Raw genomic sequence first — 19,603 nt, forward strand, 5'->3', positions numbered from 1 at the left:
CAAACCGGCCGGAAGGCTGGAGGGGCCGGGACGCATCCGCTTCTTCGTTGTCCAAATACCCATTCGGCCTCTCCTCTCTCGGTCCGGTTCAGAACGCCTCGGCCTCCAGTTCCATCACCGGTGCAGCGCCAGACTGGATGCGGGCCAGATGCGTGGCCGTCATCGGCAACTGCCGCTGCATGTAATAGCGTCCGGTGGCCAGCTTGGTCTTGAAAAACGCTGTATCGCCGGATTGGGCCTCAAGGGCCGCCTGGGCTGCCACGGCCATCTGCGCCCACATGAAGCCAAGCGTGACATGCCCGAACAGGTGCATGAAGTCATAGCTGCCAGACAAGGCATCGTTGGGGTTCTTCATGCCCCGTTCCATGAAGAACATGGCGGCGGTCTGCAGATCCCTGGAAGCGGCCTTGAGAGGCGCAATGAAATCGTCTCCGACAGCACTTTCGCTGTGCTGCCTGCAGAACGCCTTGACCATCTCGAAAAAGGCCATGACATGCTTGCCGCCGTCCTGGGCCAGCTTGCGGCCGACCAGATCCAGGGCCTGCACGCCGTTTGCGCCTTCGTAGATCATGGTGATGCGGGCGTCGCGGACGAACTGCGACATTCCCCATTCCTCGATATAGCCGTGGCCGCCAAAGACCTGCTGGGCCAGCACCGTCGATTCGAACCCCTTGTCGGTCAGGAACCCCTTGATCACCGGCGTCATCAGCGACACGAGCCCCTCGGCATCGGCGTCGCCGTTATGTCCCTTGTCGATCATGTGCGCGCCCCACAGGACCAGCATCCGCGCGCCTTCCAGGAAGGATTTCTGGTCCATCAGGCTGCGGCGGATATCGGGATGCACGATCAGCGGGTCGGCAGCACCCCGGGGATTGGCGACACCCGTGACCGCCCGGCCCTGCAGGCGGTCCTTGGCATAGGCGACGGCATTCTGATAGGCGGGGACCGCGCAGGCGTAGCCCTGCAGCCCGACGCCCAGGCGGGCCTCGTTCATCATGGTGAACATGGCCCGCATCCCCTTGTGCAGGTCGCCCAGAAGCCAGCCGCGGGCATTGTCATAGTTCATGACGCAGGTGGCATTGCCGTGGATGCCCATCTTGTGTTCCAGCGCGCCCACGGACACGCCGTTGCGTTCGCCAAGACTGCCGTCAGGGTTCACCAGGAACTTGGGCACGATGAACAGGCTGATCCCCCTGGTTCCCTCGCCCCCGCCGGGCGCCTTGGCCAGAACCAGATGGATGACGTTTTCCGCCAGATCGTGGTCGCCGGCCGAAATGAAGATCTTCTGCCCCGTGATCAGGTAGCTGCCGTCGTCCTGGGGTTCGGCCCTGGTGCGCAGGATGCCCAGATCGGTGCCGCTGTGGGGTTCGGTCAGGTTCATCGTGCCGGTCCATTCGCAACTGACCATCCTGGGCAGATAGGTCCGCTTTTGCTCCTCGGTGCCATGGGCATGGATCGCGGAATAGGCGCCGTGGGTCAGGCCCTGATACATGTTGAAGGCCATGTTGGCGGACACGAACATCTCGCCCGTGGCAACGCCCATGACATAGGGCATTCCCTGGCCGCCATAGTCGGGGTCGCAATCCAGGGCCGTCCAGCCGCCCTCCTTCATCGCCGCGAAGGCCCGGTCGAATCCCTCGGGCGTGTGCACCACGCCGTTTTCCAGGCGGCAGCCCTGCCGGTCGCCCACCGCGTTCAGCGGCGCCAGAACCTCGGCCGCCAGCTTGCCTGCGGCCTCCAGGATGGCCTCGGTGAACTCTGGTTCCAGATCCTCGTGGCCCGGCAGGCCGGACTGCGAAAGCTTCAGCACGTCATGCAGCGCGAATTGCATGTCACGGACGGGCGGAATGTAGATCGTCATGGCGTTGACCCTGTGCTTCTGGCTTTGGACTGGGCGGCAAGGCGATGTTCCGCGTCGGAAAGCTGAACCCTGAGATCGGCGATCGCCTCGCTCAGCTCAGCATATTGGCGTTCCATGTCCGCCAGACGCTGACGCCCGACCCCGATGGTCGCGGCGATCTGGGCGCTGTTGGTCCCGCCCGGCTCGTAGAGTTCGAGCAGTTGGCGGATTTCCTCGAGACTGAATCCGAAACGCTTGCCACGCAGGATCAGCGTCAGGCGGGCCCTGTCCCGGCGGTCATACAGGCGATGCTGCCCGCGACGTTCGGGAAAGATCAGCTCGCGCGCCTCGTAGAAACGCAGCGTGCGGGGGGTCACGCAGAACGCATCGCACATCTGGCGAATCGTCATCAGCTCCTCGGACATGGTTCGCGGCTCCTCCTCGTGCACCGTCTGCCGTCCTTGACCGTCGATATAGGGCCAAGTTGACGCAAACGTAAGCGGGACGCCGCGTCACGACGAGTCAAGGCGATGTATGACGCAGGGTCAACCCATCTTGCGCAGGTCCTGGGCAGCGGTTTCGCGCAGAGCCATGAGATCGGCCCGCGCCGCCTGCAAGTCCTTGATCTGCTGGTCCAGAACGCCAAGCTGCCGGTCGGCAAGTTCCAGCCAGACCTGAAACTGTTCGCGCGAGCCCCTTTGTTCATAGATCAGCAGCCACTGACGGATCTCCTCGAGCGAAAAGCCGAAACGGCGGCCGCGCAGGATCAGGGTCATCCGCGCGATTTCACGCGGGGTATAGAAGCGCAGGCGACCCTGGCGGACCGGGCTGAGCAATTCCAGGTATTCGTAATAGCGCAGGGTCCGGGGTGTCACGTCGAAACGCGCGCACATGTCCTTGAAGCTGATGGTCTGATCGCCCGGCATCGGTCCCTCCGCATGGTCTTGCGACAAAGGCTATCTCGGGATGGCCCCGCGCTCAACCGGCCCGCCGTTACGTCGGGGATCGGGGCTTGAGCGGACCTGCCCGTCGCGGATAGCGTAGGGTTCCCTATGCCGGAGATGAACATGCCTCAGGGCCCTGACCTGACCGACCGCGACCAGACCCGGATTGCGCAGCAATTCATCGAGGCGATCCCCCATGCCCGCGCCCTGGGGATGCGGGTCGATGCCCTGGGCGAGGGAACCGCAACGATCAGCATGCCCTGGGCCGAACATCTGGTCGGCGACCCGCGCAGCGGCGTGGTTCACGGCGGCGTGGTGTCGGCGCTGATGGATACCTGCTGCGGGGCGGCGGTGATGTCGCATCCGGCTGGCCCCGCGTCCACCGCGACCATCGACCTGCGCATCGACTACATGCGCGCGGCGCGACAGGGTCAGCGGATCACCGCAACGGCCGAATGCTATCACATGACCCGGACCGTGGCCTTTGTCCGGGCGATTGCCCTGGACGAAGACGACGGCAATCCCGTCGCGGCGGCGACCGGCGCCTTTACCGTGGAGGGATAGCCTATGGCCGACCGACGCGAACCCCTGCACCTGATCAAGTCGCGCCGCGACTCGGCCCTGGCGACGCTTGTGTCCGGGGTGCCTTACCTGGCCTGGCTGGGCATCCGCTTCGACCGGCGCGGCGACGAACTGACGGCGATCCTGCCTTATGACGAAAAGCTGATCGGAAACCCGCTGCTGCCGGCCATCCATGGCGGGGTGACGGCCGCGTTTCTGGAGGTGACGGCGATTATCGAACTGGCGTGGGCCGGGCTTTGGGAGGAAATGGAATCGGGCCGCATCGTCCCCGACGCCGCCGTGGATTCGGCCATGCCCCGTCTGCCCAAGACGATCGACTTTACAGTCGATTACCTGCGCAGCGGATTGCCCCGCGATGCCTATGCCCGTGCCCGGATCGTACGGTCCGGGCGGCGCTATGCCTCGGTCCAGGTCGAGGCGTGGCAGGACAACCGCGCGCGGCTTCTGGCGCAGGCGACGGGGCATTTCCTGATGCCGCAGGGCTAGGAACGGCGGCCGCGTTTACGGTCATTCGGCCTCGTCGATGACCTGCCTGCGGGCCACCTCGCGCAGTTCGGACATCTTGGCGCGAACCTGGGATTCGCTGGTCTTTCCATCCAGATCCGACATGATCTTGCGAAACACGTCCTCATCGCCCGGCTCGGAGAAATCCGAGGTCACGACGGCCATCGCGTAGGCGCGGGCGTCGTCGCCCTGCTTGCCCAGAAGACCGGCCGCCCATTCCCCCAGCAGGCGGTTGCGCCGCGCCTCGGCCTTGAAGCGCAGATCGGCGTCATGGGCGAATTTCTTTTCAAAACCGCGTTCGCGGTCGTCGAAGGTGGTCATCGTTGCCTCCATTCCAGGTTGACCGGATTCTAGTCGCGCCACGGTCGCTTGCAAGCCTTCGTATTGCCCTCGAGGGCGCTTGTGGAGTAAGGCCCATGGGACACGGGACATGCGAAAGGACGCCGGCCATGGCACCGCGCCGCAAGAAGGTTTACGAAGGCAAGGCGAAGATCCTGTACGAAGGCACCGAGCCCGGCACGCTGGTCCAGTATTTCAAGGACGATGCGACCGCCTTCAACGCGCAGAAGCGCGCCACGATCGAGGGCAAGGGCGTCCTGAACAACCGCTTGTCCGAATTTTTCATGAACGGGCTGACGAATATCGGCGTCCCGAACCACTTCATCCGCCGCATCAACATGCGCGAGCAACTGATCCGCCAGGTCGAGATCGTCCCGCTCGAGGTGATCGTGCGCAACTTCGCCGCCGGGTCCATTTCCAAGCGTCTGGGAATCGAGGAGGGCACCCTGCTGCCGCGCCCGATCGTCGAATACAGCTTCAAGAACGACGAACTGGGCGATCCGATGGTGTCCGAGGAATACATCATCGCCTTCGGCTGGGCGACCCAGCAGGATCTGGACGACATCGTGTCGCTGGCGCTGCGCGTCAACGATTTCCTGTCGGGCGTGTTCTATGGCGTGGGCATCAAGCTGATCGACTTCAAGATCGAGATCGGGCGCGTCTGGGACAACGACTTCATGCGCCTGATCGTCGCCGACGAGATCAGCCCGGACAGTTGCCGCCTGTGGGACATGAAGACCGGACAGAAGCTGGACAAGGACGTGTTCCGCCGCGACCTGGGCAATCTGACCGACGCCTATACCGAGGTTGCGCGCCGGTTGGGCCTGATGCCCGCCAACACCACCAGCCTGAAACCGACCGCGATCAACTGAAAAGGGCGCCCCATGAAGGCACGTGTCACCATCATGCTGAAGGATGGCGTTCTTGATCCGCAGGGCGAGGCGATCCGCCACGCACTGGGGGGCCTTGGCCATCGCGGCGTCACCGGCGTCCGGCAGGGCAAGCTGATCGAACTGGACCTGGATGCCGCCGATCCCGATACTGCAAGAACCGAGATCGAACGGATGTGCGAACGGCTGCTGGCCAACACGGTGATCGAGAAATATTCGGTCGAGATCGTCTGACGCCACGGCAAGCCGATTTATCGTCGGGTTGCCCGTCAGACCCCGTTGCAAAAGCGCCGGGATTATCGCCCAATGCGCCGATGACGAACGACAATTCCGCCCGAACCACCGACTCTCCCGTGATCCGCATCCAGGGGCTGCACAAGTCCTATGGCGCTGTCGAGGTACTGAAGGGGGTTTCCATGGCGGCGCCCCGCGGCCATGTGGTCAGCCTGATCGGATCGTCGGGATCGGGCAAGTCCACCCTGCTGCGCTGCTGCAACCTTCTGGAAAACAGTCAGGCGGGCGACATCGCCTTCGAGGGCGAGCCCGTGCGCTGGAAAGGGCAGGGCGCGTCGCGCGTGCCTGCCGACCGCGCCCAGGTGCTGCGCTTTCGCACGAACCTGTCGATGGTGTTCCAGCAGTTCAACCTGTGGTCCCACATGACGGTCCTGCAAAACGTCTCCGAGGCGCCGGTCACGGTTCTGGGCGAAGATCGCGCCGTCGTCGAGGAACGTGCCCGGATGCTGCTGGACAAGGTCGGCATCGGCGACAAGGCCGGTGCCTGGCCCTCGCAACTGTCGGGCGGCCAGCAGCAGCGCGCCGCCATTGCCCGCGCGCTGTGCATGCAGCCCAAGGCGCTGCTGTTCGACGAACCGACAAGCGCGCTCGACCCCGAACTGCAACAGGAGGTGGTGCGCGTCATCAAGGATCTGGCGTCCGAACACCGCACCATGATCATCGTGACCCACGACATGCGGCTGGCCGCCGATGTCAGCGACCATGTTGTCTTTCTGCATCAGGGCCTGATCGCCGAGGAAGGCCCCCCGGCCCAGCTTTTCGGCGCACCGAAAACCGACCGGCTGCGCCAGTTTCTCAGTGCGTCGATGCACTGATCCGATCACCAACAGGAGAAGAAAACAGAATGAAGAAACTGCTGATCGCCGCCACTGTCCTTGCCGCCGCCACCGGAATGGCATCGTCGCAGACCGTGCGCATGGGAACCGAAGGGGCCTATCCTCCGTACAACTTCATCGACGATGCGACGGGCGATGTCGCGGGGTTCGAGATCGACCTGGGCAACGAGCTTTGTGCGCGCGCTGAACTGGAGTGCACCTGGGTGCGCAACGACTGGGACACGATCATCCCGAACCTCGTGTCGTCGAACTATGACACCATCATGGCCGGCATGAACATCAACGAGGAACGCAAGGCCGTTATCGCCTTTACCCAGCCTTATACACCCGGGATGCCTTCGGCCTATGCGGCGCTTTCGGCGGATGTCGATGTCGAGGGCGGCGTGGTCGCCGCACAGACGAACACGATCCAGTCGGGCCATGTCGCCAGCACCGGCGCGACGCTTCTGGAATTCCCGACCCCCGACGAAACCGTCGCCGCCGTCCGCAACGGCGAGGCCGACGCGGTCTTTGCCGACAAGGACTTTCTGGCGCCCATCGTCGAGGAATCGAACGGCGAGCTGGTCTGGGTCGAGGGCTATGACACGGTGCCGCTGGGCGAGGGCATCGGCATGGGCCTGCGTCAGTCCGATACCGAACTGCGCGAGAAATTCGACGCCGCCATCACCGAGATGAAGCAGGACGGCAGCCTGAACCAGTTGCTGGTCAAGTGGTTCGGCGAAGACGCCATGGTCTTTGAATGATCCAACGCCGTCGCGGGTGTCGCCCGTGACGGCCTTTCGGGGACAGGGATGTTTTCGTATTGCGCCGATCCGTCCCTGTTGCAGGGATTTCAGTGGATGTCGTGCTATCTCACCTCGGGCACGCATCTGCTGTTCTATGCCAGCTTCGGCATGGTCCTGCTGCTGCTGGCGGTCACGGCGCCGATCGCCCTGGCCTTCGGCTATGGCGGGGCCATGGCCTGCCGGTCGCCCATCGGGCCGCTGCGGTGGGTCGGCAAGACCTATACCGGCATGGTCAGGGGGGTGCCGGACATTGTCTTTTTCCTGTTCGTGCCCATAGCTCTGGACCAGGGGCTTGAATGGCTGCGCCATCAGGCTCTGTGCGACAGCGACGCACCGGTCCGGCAGGGCAACGATTTCGTGGTCTGCGCGGCGGCCAAGCTGCCGCTGTCGGACAGTCCCGCCTGGGTCCATGACACCTATGCCCTGATCCTGGCGGTGATCGCCTTTGCCACCGTATTCGGCGCCTTCGCCGCGAATGTCCTCTATGGTGCCATGCAGGCCGTTCCCCGCGAGCAACTGGAAACCGCCGAGGCCTATGGCATGTCGGCCCGCCAGGTCACGCGGCGTGTGCTGGTGCCGCAGATGTGGATCTATGCCTTGCCGGGACTGTCGAACCTGTGGCTGATCCTGATCAAGGCCACGCCGCTGCTGTTCCTGCTGGGGATCGAGGATATCGTGTACTGGGCGCGCGAACTGGGCGGGGCCAAGACAAGCGCCTTTTCCTATCCGCACCCGGACTGGCGGCTGTATTATTTTCTGGTCATCCTTGTCTTCTATCTGCTGATGACCTGGATTTCCGAACGCGTTCTGGGCCGCCTGACCGCGCGCCTGTCCGCCGGACAGGCGACCCTGGCGGGTGAGGCGCAGCGCAAGGCGGCCACGGCATGAGCTGCCTCCAGACGATCGCGGATTACGGACTGAGATCCATCGGCCTGGGCGAACGGCTGCTGCCCCGGACCGATTTCACGCTGTGCCAGCAGGTCACGCTGATCGGGTCGGGGCTGATCTGGAACCTGTACTTCGCGGTCTTCGCATTGCTGATCGGATTCTTTCTGGCGACCGGACTGGCGCTTGCCAGGGCAGGGCGCAATCCGGTCCTGCGCGGGGCGGCCAACGGTTTCATTTTCCTGTTCCGGGGCAGTCCGCTGTTCATCCAGTTCTTTCTGGCCTATTCGGCGCTGGTGCTGCTGCCCCGGTCCGGCATCGAGGTCTTTGGCCTGACCCTGCCGACCACCTGGCTGACCCGCGCCTGGGCGGGCGCCCTCCTGGTGCTGATCCTCAATACCGCAGCCTATTCCGCCGAGATCTTTCATGGCGCCCTGATGGCGGTGCCGCGCGGCGATATCGACGCCGCGGACGCCTATGGCATGTCGGGATGGACCCGGTTCCGCCGGGTGATGTGGCCCACCATGCTGCGGCTGGCCTGGCCGGCCTATACGAACGAGGCGATCTTTCTGTTTCATGCCACGACGCTGGTGTTCTTTTCGGCCTTTCCCGCCTTTCAGCAGCGCGGCGACAGCCTGTATTATGCCAGCTATTTCGCGGGCCAGACCTTCAACCCGTTCGTCGCCTATCCCATCGCGGCGGGGTATTTCATCGTGCTGACCCTTGCGCTGATCGGGCTGATGGGCATCGTGAACCGGCGCCTGAACCGCCACCTGCCCGGCGCGGCAGACCGCATCCGATATCGTCCGCAACTGTTCCGGTGAGGCATGGACTGGCTGAAAGAACATCCCGAGGTCAAGACCATCCGTGTAGCTGCCGCCGACCTGAACGGGGTGGCGCGGGGCAAGCGCATTCCGGCACGCTATGCGCGCAAGCTTCTCGAGGAGGGGACAAAATTTCCCTATTCCGTCCTGAACCTGGACATCTGGGGCGAGGATATCGAGAACAGTCCCCTGGTGTTCGAGACCGGCGATCCCGACGGCCTGCTGCTGCCGACCGAGCGCGGCTTCATGCCGATGCCCTGGCTGGACGCGCCGACTGCGCTGTTGCCGCTGTGGATGTTCCATCCCGACGGCCGCCCCTATGAGGGCGATCCCCGCCAGGCGCTTGCCCGGGTCGTCGAACGCTATGCCGAGGCGGGCCTTACCGCCGTGGTCGCGACCGAGCTGGAGTTCTTTCTGATCGACGATTCCGGTCGCCAGCTCCGCGTGCCGCCCAGCCCGCGTTCCGGCAAGCGCCGCACCGGCGGCGAGGTGCTGAGCCTGCGCGCGCTGGATGCCTTCGACCAGTTCTTCACGACGCTTTACGAGGCGTCCGAGGCGATGGACATTCCGGCCGACACCGCCATCTCGGAGGCCGGGCCGGGCCAGTTCGAGATCAACCTGATGCATCAGCCGGACCCGCTGAAGGCCGCTGACGACACCTGGCTGTTCAAGATGCTGGTCAAGGGGATCGCCCGGCAATACGGCTTTGCCGCCAGCTTCATGGCCAAGCCCTACGAGACGTTTTCCGGAAACGGGCTGCACATGCATTTCTCGATCCTGGACAGGCAGGGGCGGAACATCTTCGACAATGGCGGCGACGAAGGCACGGCGGCCCTGCGGCACGCCGTGGCAGGCTGCCTGCGGGCCATGCCGGGATCGACGTTGCTGTTTGCCCCGCACGAGAACAGCTACGACCGCCTTGTCCCCAATGCCCATGCGCCGACGGGCATCGGCTGGGCCTATGAAAACCGGACAGCCGCAATCCGCATTCCGGCCTCGGGTCCGAAAGCGCGGCGGATCGAACACCGGGTGGCCGGCGGCGACGTGAACCCCTATCTGACGGTGGCCGCCATTCTGGGCGCCGCGCTGAACGGTATCCAAGATGGGCTGCCGGCCCCCGAACCCTTCAAGGGCAACGCCTATGACCAGAACCTGGCGCAACTGCCGGGCTCGTGGGGCGAGGCCATCGAGGCTTTCCATGCCTGCCCCGAGATACGGCGGATCTTTCCCGAACATCTGATCGAGAACTATGTCCTGACCAAGCGACAGGAACTGCACTACATGGCGGAACTGTCGGACGAGGAAACGGTCGAGTTGTATCTGGATACGGTATAGGAAGCGGCGGGAAAACCGCCGCCCCATGGCTTAATCCCGATGCTCGGGCAGGGCCTTGAGGTCTTCCTTGGTCCAGCGCGTGACGCCGTGAACCACGCCGTCCTGATCGCGCATCATGTCCAGATCCGACACCGAAACCAGAACCGGCTTCGAACCGATCCCCAGAAAGCCGCCCACGTCGATGACGACCTGCGCAGTGCCGCCCGAGCCATGGACATGGGACACGGTTCCAACCGTTTCGTCGCCGGGGCCATAGATGGTCGCGCCGGTCAGCACCGCATCGGTCATCTCGTCGGGCAAAAGCCGGGGGTGTTCAGAATGGTCCATGCCATATCCTTTGCTGATGGTGATGATGACAGGCCAACGTCCCGGCGGGACAGACGTTCCACCCGGACATCAGTTCAGGAAATCCTCGGGGTCGAGGCTTTCCAGCCCACGGCGCACCTCGAAATGCACGAAACCGCCGCTGCCGGCCTTGCCGATCGCCTGTCCGGCATCGACCACATCGCCCTTGGCGACGTCGAGGCTGGCCAGGGCGGCATAGACCGTCATCAGGCCGCCGTCATGGCGGATCACCGCGATGGGCGATCCGGCCGCGTCCTGCGTGACCGCAGCGACGGTTCCCGTGCCGGCGGCGGTGACGGGGGTGCCTGCCGTGGCCGAGATGTCGATCCCGTCGTTGCGACCCTTTTCGTAGACGCGGATGATCGAGCCCGACACCGGCATCCGGAACCGTCCCCCGGACGAGGCCGCCGTTCGCGTGGCCCCCAGATCGGTGGCCGGGGCGGCGGGGCCGGGGTCGGCGGCGGGTGCCGTGTCCTCGGACGGCAACGGCTCGGACGCTGACGGAGGCCGGGGGGTCGGGCTGCCGGTGCCGGGAAGGGTCGTTGCTGCCATGGCCCGGTCGGGTGGCTGCCGACCGGCGACAGGAATCACCAGCCGCTGGCCCACGCGCAGCGTCATGCTGGCGGGCAGGCCGTTCCAGACCGCCAGATCCTGCACGCCGACATCGTATCTGCGCGCGATCGACCAGGGGGTTTCGCCAGCCGCGACAACATGCTGCCGGGGATTGGCAGAGGCAGAAGCAGCGGCCGGCCCCGAGGCAGCGGCAGGGGACTGCCGGTTGCCGGCGGACTGCCCGGCAAAGGGGTCGCGGACCGCGCCCGTTCCGCCACCGCCCGCTGTGCCGCCGACCGAGGCTCCGACGCGCTGCGGCAGCACAAGGGTCTGACCCGCCCCCAGCATGGCATCGGCAGGCAGGGCATTGTGCTGCGCCAGCCGCGCCGCGTCCACTCCCAGCCTGGCGGCAACGGTCGCCGGGGTGTCGCCCGCACGGGCCACGACAAGCTGATAGGCCGGAAAGCTGATGATGCCCCGTTCGTCGGGCTGGGGCCGGGGTGCCGCCCGCGCCGCGGCGTCGGCCGTGCTGAGCGCACCCGGCAGCCAGCCGCGCAGATCCGCATCGAATCCCGTTGCGCCGCAGGACGACAATATCAAAACCGCCGCCACGGTCCGTGTCGCAAGCCTGAAAGTCCTGCTCATTCTTTTCGCCGCCCTCGGACTGCCTTGCCGCAGGTCCGGGTCATGTCTGCCCCAACCCTTCGACCAGCGGCACGAACCGCACCTGCCGCAATTCGTCGTAATCAAATCCGGTATCGGTCCGGGTGACGCGGATCAGGGTCTGAACCGCGTCGGACTGGCCGACCGGAACGACCATGATACCGCCGATCTTCAACTGTGCCAACAAGGGGCCGGGCGGGTCTTCGGCCGCGGCGGTGACAAGAATGCGATCGAACGGCGCCTGATCGGGCAAGCCGCGCGATCCGTCGGCCACCTGTGCGGTGATGTTGGGCAGGCCGAGCTGTCGAAAGATCGCCTCGGCCTCCTGGACCAGGCGGCGGTGGCGGTCCACGGTGTAAACCCGCCGGCACAGCCCGGACAGAACGGCGGCCTGATAGCCCGATCCGGTCCCGATCTCCAGCACGGTATCGCGCGGACCGGGGTTCAGCGATTGCGTCATCAGCCCCACGACGGAAGGCTGGCTGATCGTCTGGCCGCAGGGAATCGGCAGCGGCGTATCCTCATAGGCGCGGTCGGCGAACTGGCCGCGCACGAACAGGCCCCGGTCGATGCGCTCCATGATGGCAAGAACACGGGGGTCCGTCACGCCGCGCGAGCGCAACTGGAACAAAAAGCGCATCTTGCGCTCGGCGGGGTCGTGTTCCTCGTCGTGATCGACGGTCATGGGTTTCCGGCGGCCCTTTCCTGGCAAGAGATGTCGTCGTCAAACAATGAGCCCATTTCCGCCAGCGAGTCGTGGCACGTCAAATCCGCCCGCATCGGCGTCACCGAAACAAAGCCGTCCAGATTGACGGCCACGTCGGTTCCGGCGCGCGCCGGCGCATTCTGCGCCCCGCCTGCCGCCCACATGAAACGGCGGCCGTTCGGCGCCGTATACGGCACCACCCGGAACTTGGTGCCCTGCCGCCGACCCTGGGCCGCAACCCGGACCCCCCTGACCGAAGCGGCCGGAACCGGCGGAAAGTTGATGTTGTAGAACAGCCGGAAATCGGCATCCGATGTCCAGTCGCCGTGATCCAGCAGGCGGCGAACGACGGCCGCCCCATGCCGGCGCGCGGCCTCGAACGGGTCGGCAAGGTCCGAGGTTTCCGGCCCCAGATACTGGGACAGCGCAATGGCGGGCAGGCCCTGCAAGGCCGCCTCCATCGCGCCGCCGATGGTGCCCGAATACATCGCGTTCTCGCCCGAGTTGTTGCCCCGGTTGACGCCCGACAGAACCAGATCGGGCGGTGCATCGGTCATGATGTCGCAAACCGCCGCCAGCACGCAATCCGCCGGACTGCCCTCGGTGGCATAGCGGCGGTCGTCAAGCTGGGCGACCATGGTGGGATGGGCATAGCTGATGCAATGCGCCACTCCCGACTGCTCAAAGGCAGGTGCGACGATCCAGACCTCGCCCCGCGGTCCGGCCAGGGTCGTGGCGATCTCCTGCAGGACTTGCAGGCCGGGGGCATTGATGCCGTCATCATTGGTAATCAATATGCGCATCATCCGGCCCGCATCATGTCGCGCCAACAAGCGCCTTGTTCCGTCCCGCTTCCTGATTAGCCGGGCTATTGCCCCGCTTCAAGCGCAAGGGGACCGAATGGCGCGGGAAAGCGGTTTGACCTGACTGCCGGGGCGTTGCATCCTTGTCCGCGACGCAGGCGGCGGGCGGGACATGCAGATCTATCTTCCCATCGCAGAGGTTTCCGTCAACGCCTTCACGCTGGTCGGGCTTGGCGGCCTCGTGGGCGTGATGAGCGGGCTTTTCGGCGTCGGCGGGGGATTCCTGATCACGCCGCTGCTGTTCTTCATCGGCATTCCCCCGGCCATTGCCGTCGCGACCGGGGCCAATCAGGTCGTCGCCTCGTCGGTGTCGGGCGTGCTGGCCCATGTAAAACGCAAAAGCGTCGATTTCCGCATGGGCGGGGTGCTGCTGGCCGGGGGCTTGCTGGGTTCCTGGATGGGGGTCTGGGTCTTCAACCTGCTGCAACGGGTCGGCCAGGTCGATCTGGTGGTGCAGCTTTGCTATGTGGTCTTTCTGGGCCTGATCGGCGCGATGATGCTGCAGGAAAGCCTGCGTGCCCTGTACCGGTCGTCCAGGCCCGGCCACCGCAGGCGCCTGCATCAGCACAACTGGGTCCACCGCTGGCCGCTGAAGGTCAAGTTCCGGGCATCGGGGCTGTATATCAGCGCCTTTCCGCCGCTTCTCGTGGGGGTGGCGGTGGGGGTGCTGGCTGCGATCATGGGCGTGGGCGGGGGCTTCATCATGGTTCCCGCGATGATCTATCTGCTGGGGATGCCGACAAAGGTCGTGGTGGGCACGTCGCTGTTCCAGATCACCTTCGTGACTGCCTTCACAACATTGATGCACGCCGTCAGCTATAACACCGTCGATATCATGCTGGCGGTCCTGCTGATCATCGGCGGCGTGGTGGGCGCGCAGATCGGCACCGGCCTGGGCGCGCGATTGCGGGCCGAGCAGTTGCGCATCCTGCTGGCGCTTCTGGTGCTGGCCGTCTGCGCCAAGCTGGCTGTCGATCTGTTCATGACGCCCGAGGAGCTTTACGCCATCCAGCCGGGGATCGGCTGATGCGATGGCCTGCCCTGTGCCTGCTGCTGCTGCTGCTGCTGCTGCTGATGCCGGCGGGGGCGGGGGCGCAATCGACCATGCCCCGCACCGATGCCGATGCCTTGCCGGTGCCTGCTGAACCGCGTCCCGAAGCGCCGGCGCCGGTGCCGGGGGAAACGGTCGTGGCTGGCCTTTCCAGTGACTCGGTGTCCATCACGGCCGATTTCGACGGGTCCGATATCCTGATCTATGGGGCAATCCGGCGCGAAAGCCCCATCCCCGACGGTCCCCCTTTGCAGGTCATTGTCACGGTCGAGGCGCCATCTGCCGGCCTGACCGTCTGGCGCAAGGAACGCAGGGCCGGCATCTGGGTCAATGCGGATGCGGTCCGTATCGGCGCCGCGCCAGGATTTTACGCCGTGGCGACCTCGGCCCCGCTGGACGACATCCTGCTGCCGGAATGGGACAGCCGCTATCGCATTTCCCTGTCAACGGCGATGCGGGCCTTTGCCGGGGAAATCGCCGTCGAAAGCACTGTGCCCTATACCGAGGCCCTGATCCGGATCCGCCGGAACGAAGGGCTGTACCGCCTGGACGAGGGCAGCGTGTCCGTGATCGACCAGACCCTGTTCCGTGCCGACATCAGCCTGCCTGCGAACCTTGTCGAGGGCACCTACAAGACCCGCATTTTCCTACTGCGCGACGGCCAGGTGGTCGATGTCTTTCTGGCGCCGCTCAATGTCCGCAAGGTGGGGGTGGAACGCTGGCTGTATCGGCTGGCCTTTGACCAGCCTCTGCTTTACGGGATCATGTCGCTGGCTGTCGCGGTCCTGGCCGGCTGGGGTGCCTCGGCTGCGTTCCGAAAGCTGCGGCGCCCCTAGAGACCGTCATTCTTCCCAAGCCCTTGACGATTCCGCGCTTTGGGCGCAGGACCGCCGGCAGGGATGCTGAAGCGAGGGACAGGCACGATGCGCACGGTCTATGTGAATGGCGAATTTCTGCCCGAGGATCGAGCCATGGTATCGGTCTTCGACCGGGGCTTCCTGATGGCCGACGGGGTTTACGAGGTCGTCAGCGTCCTTGACGGCAAGCTGCTGGATTTCGAGGGTCATCTGGTGCGGCTGAAGCGGTCACTGGCCGAGCTTTCGATGGACAACCCGCTGCCTGATGCCGATTACCTGACGGTATTCCGCGCCCTTGTTCGGGAAAACGGGATCGTTGACGGGTTGATCTATCTGCAGGTGACGCGGGGCAATCCGGGCGACCGGGATTTTGCCTATCCCCCCGCCGGGACAAAGCCCACATTGGTGATGTTCACGCAGTCCAAGCCCGGCCTTGCCGAGGCGCCGGCGGCCCGGACCGGCTGGCGCATCATCAGCATCGAGGATCAGCGCTGGGCGCGGCGCGACATCAAGACGGTGCAGCTTCTGTTTCCCTCCATGGCCAAGATGGAGGCCAAGGCCCGCGGCGTGGATGACGCCTGGATGGTCGAGGACGGGCTTGTGACCGAAGGCACCAGCAACAACGCCTATATCGTCAAGAACGGCACCATCGTCACCCGCGCCCTGTCCAACGACATCCTGCACGGGATAACCCGCGCGGCCGTCCTGCGCTATGCCGCCGAGGCGCAGATGCGGGTCGAGGAACGCAGCTTTTCCATCGACGAGGCGCAGTCGGCGGACGAGGCCTTCGTCACCTCGGCCTCGGCCTTCGTGATGCCTGTGGTGGAAATCGACGGACAGGCCGTCGGTTCCGGACAGGTGGGTCCGGTGGCAAGGCGTCTGCGCGAAATCTATCTGGAAGAAAGCCGCAAGGCGGCGATCTGATGGGCCGGCCGACGCTCAGGCCAGTTCCTTTGCCCCCCGCACCAGCCGCGACCGACCCCGGTCCTGCGTCAGCCGCGCCGCATTCGGCCCTGGCGCCGGCAGGGCCAGCACGCGGTCCCGCAGGACGTTGATCGCATCCTCGCCCTTGGACAGGGCGGCCGGATCGATCGGCGCGCCGACCGTGATGCGATAGGCCTGGCTGCGCTTGTTCAGCACCTCGTTGAACAGGGTGACGTCGCGCAGCGTCGGATGGATGGCGTCCAGCAGATAGAACAGTCCCGAATTGCGGGCACGGATATGCATGGGGATGATCGGCACCCCGAACTTGCGTGCGATCATCGCGGCGCTGGCCATCCAGGGGCGTTCATGCAGCGCCAGCCCGTGCCGCTTGGCCAGGCGGCCCGATGGAAAGATCAGCCCGATCCGCCCGGCCGCAAGCGCCTCGCGGGTATAGTCCATCGTGGCCTTGGTCTTGGCATGGCTGCGCTTTTCCAGCCGCCATTCCACGCCCGCGATCAGGTCGGCCACCTGCGGCAGCACCCGGATCATGTCGTGGTTGGCATAGATGAACAGGTCGTCGCGCAGTTGCGACATCAGCGCATGGACGACGATCCCGTCCGCGATGCCGGTCGGATGGTTTGCGACGATCAGCGCCGGGCCCGTCGCAGGAATATGCTCCATCCCCTCGACCCGGACATCGCGGACGATCAGGTCGGTCATGCGCCGCATGATTTCGGGGGTGGGCGCATCGCGGAATTCCGCGCCCAGCCGGATCGTGGTGGGATAGCGCAGCAGCCCCATCATCGCCCATTTCGCCAGACGGTGATGCAGCCTGCCGGAATACAGCCAGGGCGCCCGCTCGGCGATCAGCGGGTCAAGGCGGGCCTGCATCTCGGCCCTGGCATCGGCATAACGGTCTGTCATTGCGGCCTTTCTGCCTCGACGCCGGGGCTGCTGCAAGCGGGATCATGCACCGGCGGCGATCATCCGCGACACCATTTCCCGCGTGTTCCTGCTCAAACCGTCGGCAGCCGCGATTCGTTCCAGGGCCGCCAGGGCCTTGGCGCGCCGCCCGGCGTCGTATCGGGTCCAGGTCTCGAACACCGCGGACATGCGCGCCGCGATCTGGGGGTTGAACGGGTCCATGCGCAAAAGCCATTCGGCGGTAAAGTCATAGCCCGAACCATCCGCCGCATGAAAGCCTGCGTGGTTCGCGGCCAGCCCGCCCAGCAGCGCACGGAAACGGTTGGGGTTCTTCCAGTCGAAATCAGCGCGCTGCGACAGGGTGCGGGCAATCGGCGCAGCCTGCGCCGGCAGGGCGGCCATGGGCTGAACGGCGAACCATTTGTCCATGACCAGACGATTGCCGTCGAACAGGTCGTGCAGGGCCGCAAGTTCGGCCTGCCCACGGCCCCGTCGCAACAGGGCGATCAGCGCCGCCATCCGTTCGGTCATGTTGCCCGCGATCCCGAACAGGATCTCGGCCCGCTCGCCCCCGTCGATGCGGGTCAGCAGCGCCAGAACGGCGTTGCGCAGGGACCGGCGGGCGGCGTCGGCGGCATCCGGCCGATAGGGACCGGATACCGCCATGCCGTCATAGAGCCGAGACAGCAGATCCTGATGCGTCTCGGCCATGCGCAGGGCCATCGCCTCTCGTGCCGCGTGGATCGCCTCGGGATCGGGAACCTTCCCTTCTGAAAACAGGCGGGTGGCGATTTCCTCCTCTCCGGGCAGGGTGAGGCACAAGGCGCGAAAGGCGGGATCGGCGGCATCGTCGGCGATCAGGCGGCCGATGGCCGCGACATGATCGCCGCCGGGGGCCAGGCCCTGCGCGGCCGCGGTCAGGGCCGACAGGGCCAGGTCGCGCCCGGCCTCCCACCGGGAAAACGGATCGGTATCGTGGGCGAGCAGAAAGGCACGGGTCTGATCGTCCATCGGGCGGGTCAGCACGACCGGCGCGGAAAACCCGCGCAGGGCCGACACGACCGGACGGGCGCCCAGGCCTTCGACGATAAAGCTCTGGCTGGCCTCGGTCATTTCCAGCACCTGCGTGGGCGCCACCTCGTCCCCGTTCGGGCCGATAAGTCCCACGGCAATGGGAATGACACGCGGCAGCTTTTCGGGCTGGCCAGGGGTGGGCGGGGTTTCCTGCTTGAAGGTCAGGCTCAGCCTGCCGCCTGCCACGCCCGGCTGCCAATCCTCGGCCATGGTCAGGCGCGGGGTTCCCGCGTCGGTGTACCACCGCTTGAACTGGGTCAGGTCGCGGCCGGTCGCGTCCTCGAAGACCTTCAGCCAATCCTCGATGGTGGCGGCATCGCCGTCGTGGCGGTCGAAATACAGATCCAGCGCGCGGCGATACCCGTCGTCGCCCACCAGCCGCTTCAGCATCCCGATCACCTCGGCGCCCTTTTCATAGACGGTCGCGGTGTAGAAGTTGTTGATCTCCTCATAGCGGTCAGGGCGCGGCGGATGGGCCAGCGGCCCCTGATCCTCGCGGAACTGGCGGCTGCGAAGCGCCTGGACATCCTCGATCCGCTTGACCGCCGCCGACCGCATGTCGGACGTGAACTGCTGGTCGCGAAAGACCGTTAGCCCTTCCTTCAGGCAAAGTTGGAACCAGTCGCGGCAGGTGATCCGGTTGCCGGTCCAGTTGTGGAAATACTCATGCGCGATCACCGCCTCGATTCGTTCGTAATCGCCATCGGTGGCCGTATCCGGCGAGGCCAGGACCAGTTTCGAGTTGAAAATGTTCAACCCCTTGTTTTCCATTGCCCCCATATTGAAATCATCGACCGCGACGATGTTGAACACATCCAGGTCGTATTCGCGGCCATAGACGTCCTCGTCCCATTTCATCGACTTGATCAGGGACTCCATGGCGAACCCGGCGCGATCCTGGTCGCGGGGGCGGACCCAGACATTCAGCGCGACCCTGCGGCCCGACCGGGTGGTGAAGCTGTCGCTGACGGCGGCCAGTTCTCCGGCGACCAGGGCAAAAAGATAGGAGGGCTTGGGCCAGGGATCATGCCATTCGGCACGCCCCTGCGACTGGCCGACCGGGTTGCCGTTCGACAGCAGCACCGGCAGGTCGCTGTCGATGGTCACATGGAACGTCGCCATGACATCGGGCCGGTCCGGATAGAAGGTGATGTGCCGAAAGCCCTCGGCCTCGCACTGGGTGCAGAACATGCCATTCGAGATATACAGCCCTTCGCAGGCCGTATTGGCGGACGGATCGATGCGCACCGTCGTTTCCAGAAGAAAGGGATGCGGGGGCAGGGCGGCGGCAGAGAGGGTCAGCGTCTCGTTGCGGCGGATGACATGGGCGGGGTCGGGAACCTCGCCGTCAAGCGTCAGGGACAGCAATTCGACGCCCCGCCCCCCATCCAGGACCAGATCCTGTGGCATATCGGCATCACGCGGCGAAAACGACAGCGCGGCCCTGACTTCGGTCGCCGCAGGATTCAGGGCGAAATGCAGGCGCGTGGCGGTCAGGACGAACGGATAGGGCCGATAGTCGGCAAGTTTTTGCACGTTTTGCCCATTTGGCTCGGTCATCTCGTCCTCTGCGTGAAGAAAGCGGC

General features: G+C 65.2%; 22 protein-coding genes. 12 read left to right on the forward strand and 10 right to left on the reverse strand.

The genetic code is table 11. The features are described from left to right. Positions 1–88: 88 nt before the first annotated feature. The 3 genes from EYE42_RS07750 to EYE42_RS07760 form a co-directional block, all read right to left on the reverse strand. Positions 89–1,861 carry an acyl-CoA dehydrogenase C-terminal domain-containing protein gene (locus EYE42_RS07750; protein ID WP_130990737.1) on the reverse strand — a complete coding sequence of 591 codons (1,773 nt, stop codon included), beginning with the start codon at positions 1,859–1,861 and terminating at the stop codon, positions 89–91. Next, positions 1,858–2,265 (reverse strand): MerR family transcriptional regulator, encoded by a 408-nt coding sequence (locus EYE42_RS07755; protein WP_130990738.1) that lies wholly within the window; start codon positions 2,263–2,265, stop codon positions 1,858–1,860. The genes EYE42_RS07750 and EYE42_RS07755 overlap by 4 nt, the downstream gene beginning before the upstream one ends. Positions 2,266–2,385: 120 nt before the next feature. After that, positions 2,386–2,766 carry a MerR family transcriptional regulator gene (locus EYE42_RS07760; RefSeq protein ID WP_130990739.1) on the reverse strand — a complete coding sequence of 127 codons (381 nt, stop codon included), beginning with the start codon at positions 2,764–2,766 and terminating at the stop codon, positions 2,386–2,388. A gap of 141 nt (positions 2,767–2,907) precedes the next feature. Between EYE42_RS07760 and EYE42_RS07765 the strand changes: the two genes are divergently transcribed. Together EYE42_RS07765 and EYE42_RS07770 are read left to right on the forward strand one after the other, a co-directional pair. Continuing rightward, on the forward strand, positions 2,908–3,348 hold the full coding sequence (locus EYE42_RS07765; protein WP_170309496.1) for a PaaI family thioesterase: 441 nt from the start codon (positions 2,908–2,910) through the stop codon (positions 3,346–3,348). A 3-nt stretch (positions 3,349–3,351) separates the two neighbouring features. Beyond that, complete coding sequence (locus EYE42_RS07770; protein ID WP_130990740.1) at positions 3,352–3,852, forward strand: PaaI family thioesterase; 501 nt, start codon at positions 3,352–3,354, stop codon at positions 3,850–3,852. A gap of 21 nt (positions 3,853–3,873) precedes the next feature. On the opposite strand, the gene EYE42_RS07775 is transcribed toward EYE42_RS07770, so the two are convergent. Next, entirely contained in the window at positions 3,874–4,191 is a 318-nt protein-coding gene (locus EYE42_RS07775) for a DUF1476 domain-containing protein (RefSeq protein WP_130990741.1), read from the reverse strand. Between the two features lie 128 nt (positions 4,192–4,319). Here EYE42_RS07775 and purC point away from each other — a divergent pair, with 128 nt between their 5' ends. The 7 genes from purC to EYE42_RS07810 all read left to right on the forward strand — a co-directional run bounded on the left by purC (position 4,320) and on the right by EYE42_RS07810 (position 10,058). Then, entirely contained in the window at positions 4,320–5,081 is a 762-nt protein-coding gene (gene purC / locus EYE42_RS07780; RefSeq protein WP_130990742.1) for a phosphoribosylaminoimidazolesuccinocarboxamide synthase, read from the forward strand. A 12-nt stretch (positions 5,082–5,093) separates the two neighbouring features. Then, positions 5,094–5,333: a phosphoribosylformylglycinamidine synthase subunit PurS gene (gene purS / locus EYE42_RS07785; RefSeq protein WP_130990743.1), complete on the forward strand. Its 240-nt coding sequence runs from the start codon at positions 5,094–5,096 to the stop codon at positions 5,331–5,333. A gap of 80 nt (positions 5,334–5,413) precedes the next feature. Continuing rightward, positions 5,414–6,208, forward strand: coding sequence for an ABC transporter ATP-binding protein (locus tag EYE42_RS07790; RefSeq protein ID WP_130990744.1), 795 nt, complete (start codon positions 5,414–5,416; stop codon positions 6,206–6,208). 29 nt (positions 6,209–6,237) lie between these two features. After that, a complete protein-coding gene (locus tag EYE42_RS07795; protein ID WP_130990745.1) occupies positions 6,238–6,972 on the forward strand; it encodes a transporter substrate-binding domain-containing protein in 735 nt (244 codons plus the stop codon). A 48-nt stretch (positions 6,973–7,020) separates the two neighbouring features. After that, positions 7,021–7,902 (forward strand): ABC transporter permease, encoded by an 882-nt coding sequence (locus EYE42_RS07800; protein ID WP_130990746.1) that lies wholly within the window; start codon positions 7,021–7,023, stop codon positions 7,900–7,902. Then, positions 7,899–8,723 (forward strand): ABC transporter permease, encoded by an 825-nt coding sequence (locus EYE42_RS07805; protein WP_130990747.1) that lies wholly within the window; start codon positions 7,899–7,901, stop codon positions 8,721–8,723. The genes EYE42_RS07800 and EYE42_RS07805 overlap by 4 nt, the downstream gene beginning before the upstream one ends. Before the next feature lie 3 nt (positions 8,724–8,726). Then, positions 8,727–10,058, forward strand: coding sequence for a glutamine synthetase family protein (locus tag EYE42_RS07810; protein WP_130990748.1), 1,332 nt, complete (start codon positions 8,727–8,729; stop codon positions 10,056–10,058). 30 nt (positions 10,059–10,088) lie between these two features. Here the strand turns inward: EYE42_RS07810 and EYE42_RS07815 are convergent, their stop codons facing one another. The 4 genes from EYE42_RS07815 to surE form a co-directional block, all read right to left on the reverse strand. Continuing rightward, positions 10,089–10,385: a PRC-barrel domain-containing protein gene (locus tag EYE42_RS07815; RefSeq protein WP_130990749.1), complete on the reverse strand. Its 297-nt coding sequence runs from the start codon at positions 10,383–10,385 to the stop codon at positions 10,089–10,091. 69 nt (positions 10,386–10,454) lie between these two features. After that, entirely contained in the window at positions 10,455–11,600 is a 1,146-nt protein-coding gene (locus tag EYE42_RS07820; protein ID WP_130990750.1) for a LysM peptidoglycan-binding domain-containing protein, read from the reverse strand. Between the two features lie 40 nt (positions 11,601–11,640). Beyond that, the gene (locus EYE42_RS07825) at positions 11,641–12,303 is read right to left on the reverse strand and encodes a protein-L-isoaspartate(D-aspartate) O-methyltransferase (protein WP_130990751.1); all 663 of its coding nucleotides are present in this window, start codon (positions 12,301–12,303) and stop codon (positions 11,641–11,643) included. Continuing rightward, positions 12,300–13,127 carry a 5'/3'-nucleotidase SurE gene (surE, locus tag EYE42_RS07830; protein ID WP_130990792.1) on the reverse strand — a complete coding sequence of 276 codons (828 nt, stop codon included), beginning with the start codon at positions 13,125–13,127 and terminating at the stop codon, positions 12,300–12,302. Before surE ends, EYE42_RS07825 begins: the two co-directional genes overlap by 4 nt. Before the next feature lie 172 nt (positions 13,128–13,299). Here surE and EYE42_RS07835 point away from each other — a divergent pair, with 172 nt between their 5' ends. The 3 genes from EYE42_RS07835 to EYE42_RS07845 all read left to right on the forward strand — a co-directional run bounded on the left by EYE42_RS07835 (position 13,300) and on the right by EYE42_RS07845 (position 16,019). Next, positions 13,300–14,214, forward strand: a complete 915-nt coding sequence (locus tag EYE42_RS07835) for a sulfite exporter TauE/SafE family protein (RefSeq protein ID WP_130990752.1) — start codon at positions 13,300–13,302, stop codon at positions 14,212–14,214. Continuing rightward, positions 14,214–15,074 (forward strand): TIGR02186 family protein, encoded by an 861-nt coding sequence (locus EYE42_RS07840; protein WP_246020644.1) that lies wholly within the window; start codon positions 14,214–14,216, stop codon positions 15,072–15,074. The genes EYE42_RS07835 and EYE42_RS07840 overlap by 1 nt, the downstream gene beginning before the upstream one ends. 87 nt (positions 15,075–15,161) lie before the next feature. Next, positions 15,162–16,019, forward strand: a complete 858-nt coding sequence (locus tag EYE42_RS07845; protein WP_130990753.1) for a D-amino-acid transaminase — start codon at positions 15,162–15,164, stop codon at positions 16,017–16,019. A 15-nt stretch (positions 16,020–16,034) separates the two neighbouring features. Here the strand turns inward: EYE42_RS07845 and EYE42_RS07850 are convergent, their stop codons facing one another. Both EYE42_RS07850 and pepN read right to left on the reverse strand, forming a co-directional pair. Beyond that, positions 16,035–16,943 (reverse strand): 1-acyl-sn-glycerol-3-phosphate acyltransferase, encoded by a 909-nt coding sequence (locus EYE42_RS07850; protein WP_130990754.1) that lies wholly within the window; start codon positions 16,941–16,943, stop codon positions 16,035–16,037. A gap of 42 nt (positions 16,944–16,985) precedes the next feature. Beyond that, a complete protein-coding gene (gene pepN / locus EYE42_RS07855) occupies positions 16,986–19,577 on the reverse strand; it encodes an aminopeptidase N (protein ID WP_130990755.1) in 2,592 nt (863 codons plus the stop codon). Between the last annotated feature and the right edge of the window lie 26 nt (positions 19,578–19,603).

This window comes from Paracoccus subflavus, assembly GCF_004310345.1.
Taxonomy (GTDB): Bacteria; Pseudomonadota; Alphaproteobacteria; order Rhodobacterales; family Rhodobacteraceae; genus Paracoccus; species Paracoccus subflavus.